Source organism: Acinetobacter sp. OYA S30, from assembly GCF_033599315.1.
GTDB classification, from domain to species: Bacteria; Pseudomonadota; Gammaproteobacteria; order Pseudomonadales; family Moraxellaceae; genus Acinetobacter; species Acinetobacter baumannii.
On record NZ_JAWVAV010000077.1, the window covers coordinates 1 to 4,941 of the forward strand.

A 4,941-nucleotide genomic window follows, 5' to 3' on the forward strand; every position below is an offset into this window, starting at 1 on the left:
CGCGCATTATCTTAGCTTCTTAACCGCGCGTCAAGAAAAATTTTCAATAAAATGAGGTGAAGTGAGCCTATAAGCCGGGTTCTGTCGAGGATGGTCATTCCTCTAGGCGTACAATCACTCATACGCTCAAGCGACCTACCCGAATCCAGTACGGGCCGCACCTAGGATTCCTATTTGGTCTTGCTTCTGGTGGGGTTTGCCATGCCGTGAACTGTTACCAGACACGCGGTGCGCTCTTACCGCACCCTTTCACCCTTACCTCACGAATGAGGCGGTCTACTCTCTGCTGCACTTTCCGTCGGCTTTCACCGCCCAGGCGTTACCTGGCACCCTGCCCTATGAAGCCCGGACTTTCCTCTCCTGCTTCAGTCACGGAGACCTCCACAGCAGCGACCATCCGGCTCACTTCGAGGGCGCATATTAACAAATTTATTGACTAATTGCTTGTGCTTTTTTGAGCAATTAATCTTTTATATTTGTTGAGTAACTGTTCTTCCGTTTCCTCATGCTGCGGATCTTTTGGAATACAGTCTACTGGACAAAATAATTGGCACTGTGGCTGGTCATGGTGACCAACGCACTCTGTACATAAATCCGGATTGATTTCATAAATCACTTCGCCCATAAAGATCGCTTCATTAGGGCAAACTGGTTCACAAACATCGCAGTTTATGCATTCATCAGTGATATATAACGACACGTTACCAACCTTGTTGATGTTTACGTTCAAAAGCTTCAACCACAGCTTGCGGAACAAACTTGGTTACATCTCCTTTTAAACGAGCAATTTCTCGAATTAATGTCGAAGAAATAAAAGAATACTGTTCAGAAGGTGTTAAAAACACCGCCTCGAAATGTGGATCAAGCTGACGGTTCATATTGGCCAGTTGAAATTCATATTCAAAGTCAGAAACTGCTCTTAAACCACGAAGTACTGCTGTGGCCTTTTGTTCTTTAAAAAAGTTAACCAACAAACCATCAAAACCTACAAACTCAACATTTGATAGATGGCCTAATGATGATTGCGCCAGTGCAACTCTTTCTTCTAAGCTGAACAAAGGGTTTTTATGATGTCCAATTGCAATCGCTACTACAACTTCATCAAACATTCTTGATGCTCTAGTAACTAAATCAACGTGCCCATTCGTGATAGGGTCAAATGTTCCAGGATAAATTACACGCGTTTTAGACATCCGCTAGTACTCTAATTGTATTGTGCGCCTATTTTAGCAAAAGTTATACATGAGACGAAATATTGATATGTGGGAAAAAACTTCACCTTGGCATCAGTTTACGGCACAATAGGGACAATTGTGGAAGTTTGAATTATGGCGAAAGCAACAGTAGTAAAGAATAATAAGTGTCGATGTTTATTTTAATTCTCTATAGTTCCTTTTTTAAAGCTAAGTTTTTGAATTATAAAAGTTGTTGTTCTTATTAGTTCCTTTTAGTTTGTTTACATCCTCGAAAAAAACGGGTAATAATGCGGGTAACAAACTACTTACCCTTACCTCATGGCCTCTGCAAAACTTTCCGACCTAAAGATTAAAGCACTAAAACCTAAAGAAAAAGTCTACAGAATATTGGATGCAGATAGACTTTACATAGAAGTTCGTCCTTCAGGAGCTAAAGTTTGGCGGTTTAAGTTTGTTTTTAATGGTAAAGAATCTTCTATGAGTCTTGGCGAATACCCGGCTATTACTTTGGCAGACGCTAGAATCTTAAAGGATGAAATGCGAGCAAAATTAGCCAAAGGCATACACCCAGTAGAAGATAGACAAAATAATAAGGCCAAGGCATTAGAAGAAGGAAAAAATACATTCAACGCTATTGCAGCCGAATTTAAAGAAAAACGTATGACGTTGAAGTCTGAAATTTATCAAGAGAAGTTCGATACTGCTTTAGAAAAAGATATATGCCCAGTTATTGGCAAAAAAAATATTAAAGATGTGACTGCGGCTGACGTATTGAAGATTTTAAATAATACGATTAATCGTGTTACTAAAGAAACCAATGGAAAAATGACAGGTGAATCTGCTGCTTTACAAAATCGAAGATTCATTGGTGCTGTAACTCGTTATGCAATTGCTACTTTAAGGCTTGAGAACGACCCTACTTATGCTGTACGTGATGTGATCAAGCGCCCTCGTGTAAAACATGCAAGAGCCTTAACTAAAGAAGAAAGAAAAAAGGCAAGAACTCAATTGCCTAAATACAATGGAACAGAGACTGTTAAGAATGCTGGCTTCATTCTCTTATATACAATGCTTCGGGCAATTGAAATTAGAAAGATGCAATGGAAATGGGTCGAGTTTGATACACGACTTATTAGATTTCCAGAAGAGGCAATGAAAAAATCCAGAATCCATATTCTCCCTATATCTGACCAAGTATATGAAGTACTTAAGCGTCAATATACAATCTCTGGTGATAGCGAATTAGTTTTCCCTGCTATTTTCAGTAAGAAAAATGATGGCATGTTAGCTAAAGAAACGCTTAACAGTATGCTTGAATATATTGGCTTAAAAGGCGTTACCACTCATGATTTTAGAGCTACAGCTTCTACCCTACTATATGAAAAGGGCTATGAGGAAGCTTGGGTAGAAAAACAGCTTGCTCATGCTGAATCTAACAAGACAAAAGCATCGTACGACCATTCGCAGCACTTAGAGGCTAGACGAAAAATGATGCAAGACTGGGCTGATATTGTGGATAGCTGGAAAGACTAAAAACTTTGCTTCTTATCAAAGGTCCATCTTTTGCCATTGTAAGTCACAGTGTCATCCAAATTAATCGGCAACTCATTTAATGAGTAGTCATAGATTTTAAGAACATTCCCGTTCTTATCTAAATCAGCGGGTAGATTGCAAGTATTCTCCATTCTGCCCGCTTCCGAGACCATAATCATGACTTGCGACATCACAAAGCCCTTACACAAATCGAGACATTCACATTACTATTAATAGTGTGAGCTGTGCAACCTGAGAAGATTAAACACAGCAATGTGATGATTGATGCAACTTTGGTACGCTTACACATATAAGTTACTTCTTTAAAAAGAGTGCTCGCTCTGCTTCTCGGCGACGAACTAAACCTTTCATGACTTTACCGCCTGCCTTATTCCAGACAAGGAATTGATCAGCAGCTCCTTGATAGTCACCTTTATTCAGTTTTTTTAATAAGGTTGAATTATTAAAAGCACCTGAGCCAATGTTGTAAGTCAGCGATACCAAAGCATCAAACTGATTTTGAGTTAAAGGCACTGTCACAGATTCATTTACAGTCTTTTCAAATTTGGCCAAGTCGTGTTTAAAGTAAGCTTTAGCTTGTTCAGGTGTACAAGTGTCGCCCCGCTTAACCTTCACGCCATTTGGATAAACTGTTGTCCCTGTGCCAATGGTCCAAACCCCTACACCATCATCGTAAGCATTGAATCGTGTGCCTTCAAAACCTGAGATTAAACTTACTCCAACATCACTTGTAGTTTTTCCACCTGGTGCAAGTTTATCGACTACTTTATTCAAATCATCTACTTGTGCTTGTGTAAGCTTGCCGCCTGCAATTACACGGGCAGCGTCGAAGAATGGTTTAGTTGTCATTTGATTCACCTTTCTTTTTCTCTAACTCAGAACTACCAAAATAAAAGCCGCATGCAGTTGTCATCGCCCCTGCAATAAAACCCAATGCCGTATTAATCAGATTGCTATTTTCACGTGGCATATCCACAAAAAATAAAGCAATCACTAAAACAAACATCAGTCCCACTAATGCGAAAGCTAGATAAGCTCTTGTGTTTTCACTATTCATCGTCCTGCTTCCTCTAACCGTGATACTTTCTCTTTAATTAAAGATTGATCTTGGCTTAATTGAATAATTGAAGATCCAACCCAAGCGCACAGCGAAAATACGATTCCTGCAAAGATGCCAAGCAGTACACGCAATACAGAAAGACCGCCATCTTGCGAAGCTGTACGATTTTCCAAATTCGCGACTTTGATATCCAATGTATCGATATCCTTTTTGTTCTGTTCGCTAGTCTCTTTGTGCGCTTCATTAATGAAAGTCAGTCGAGTAACATGATCTGACAACATGCGGATATCACTCTGAATGGAGTCAATTTTCTTTTCGAATCTCAACCCATACGATTCATTTTCAGTCATGCCTTCCCCCTTTCGTTTAGGCAATAAAAAAGCACCCGAATTGGGTGCTCAAAGTTATTTTAAGGTTTAAAGGGTTTGTAAGATTTTCCCCCCATTAATCAATTGAGTTGTAAGCGGTGCCACCCCAACAATTGCAGGTCCACCCAGCCCCGGCTGGCCTTCAGTAGTGCCATGGTATTGCCAGTTCCATGTTCCATCATTTGTTGATTTGGTACCGCGTTCACCCCAGTTTCCACCATCTCCAGAAAGTGGTGAACCATAGCGTTCATTCTGCGTTCGATAACCCTTCCCGGGTACCGAAGCTTCAGCATCAGTGATTTTCATAACCATTAAATAACTCTCCAGATAGAGGCGATAATCTTGTGAGTCATTTGAAATCGGCTGTCCAGTCATGACCCGACCAAATGGTGCTCCAGCACCACCAGGAATTCCCTGAACCCCATAAGATGATCCAGTGTAAATACCACTTGGTGTTGCTCCACCACCTGAGCCGCCTCGAGCTAACGTCCCTCCATCGATAATCAGGTTTAGTTTGCTGTGCCGGTTCAACAAACCGGGTGCTCCCTGAAAACCATCACGCCGGGTTTTGGTAAAATTGAAGTCTGAATCTTTTTCCCAATCTCCGTAAGCTAGATGTGGCAACCCGCCATCACCACCACGTCCAACTACAGCACCTTTAATCGTCAGATTCACCACCAGATCAGGTGGGAACTCACCAGTATCAATAGCAGGTAATTCTGATGCAGCTGGAACGATATACTCTCGTTTTGCAGGACTAGAC

The 4,941-nt window shown here is 40.9% G+C and carries 7 protein-coding genes, 1 other RNA gene and 1 pseudogene; 1 reads left to right on the forward strand and 8 read right to left on the reverse strand.

All coding sequences use genetic code 11. The features are described from left to right. Nucleotides 1–54: 54 nt before the first annotated feature. The 3 genes from rnpB to coaD all read right to left on the reverse strand — a co-directional run bounded on the left by rnpB (nucleotide 55) and on the right by coaD (nucleotide 1,193). An RNA gene (gene rnpB / locus R5R67_RS18780) (RNase P RNA component class A) lies at nucleotides 55–409 on the reverse strand. Between the two features lie 27 nt (nucleotides 410–436). After that, nucleotides 437–700, reverse strand: a complete 264-nt coding sequence (locus R5R67_RS18785) for a YfhL family 4Fe-4S dicluster ferredoxin (RefSeq protein WP_025466903.1) — start codon at nucleotides 698–700, stop codon at nucleotides 437–439. 1 nt (nucleotide 701) lies between these two features. Then, a complete protein-coding gene (gene coaD / locus R5R67_RS18790) occupies nucleotides 702–1,193 on the reverse strand; it encodes a pantetheine-phosphate adenylyltransferase (protein WP_000047853.1) in 492 nt (163 codons plus the stop codon). 321 nt (nucleotides 1,194–1,514) lie between these two features. Between coaD and R5R67_RS18795 the strand changes: the two genes are divergently transcribed. Then, nucleotides 1,515–2,729, forward strand: coding sequence for a tyrosine-type recombinase/integrase (locus tag R5R67_RS18795; RefSeq protein ID WP_017725138.1), 1,215 nt, complete (start codon nucleotides 1,515–1,517; stop codon nucleotides 2,727–2,729). Here the strand turns inward: R5R67_RS18795 and R5R67_RS18800 are convergent. From R5R67_RS18800 to R5R67_RS18820, 5 genes and pseudogenes are all read right to left on the reverse strand, one after another. Further along, complete coding sequence (locus R5R67_RS18800; RefSeq protein WP_140987316.1) at nucleotides 2,726–2,920, reverse strand: hypothetical protein; 195 nt, start codon at nucleotides 2,918–2,920, stop codon at nucleotides 2,726–2,728. The two genes, R5R67_RS18795 and R5R67_RS18800, sit on opposite strands and share 4 nt — an antisense overlap. Nucleotides 2,921–3,044: 124 nt before the next feature. Next, complete coding sequence (locus R5R67_RS18805) at nucleotides 3,045–3,599, reverse strand: lysozyme (protein WP_280013596.1); 555 nt, start codon at nucleotides 3,597–3,599, stop codon at nucleotides 3,045–3,047. Further along, complete coding sequence (locus tag R5R67_RS18810) at nucleotides 3,589–3,807, reverse strand: hypothetical protein (protein ID WP_001083663.1); 219 nt, start codon at nucleotides 3,805–3,807, stop codon at nucleotides 3,589–3,591. The genes R5R67_RS18805 and R5R67_RS18810 overlap by 11 nt, the downstream gene beginning before the upstream one ends. Next, nucleotides 3,804–4,160 (reverse strand): hypothetical protein, encoded by a 357-nt coding sequence (locus R5R67_RS18815; RefSeq protein WP_000138209.1) that lies wholly within the window; start codon nucleotides 4,158–4,160, stop codon nucleotides 3,804–3,806. The genes R5R67_RS18810 and R5R67_RS18815 overlap by 4 nt, the downstream gene beginning before the upstream one ends. Nucleotides 4,161–4,226: 66 nt before the next feature. Beyond that, nucleotides 4,227–4,941 (reverse strand): annotated as a pseudogene (locus R5R67_RS18820) (phage tail protein); the annotation flags it as partial.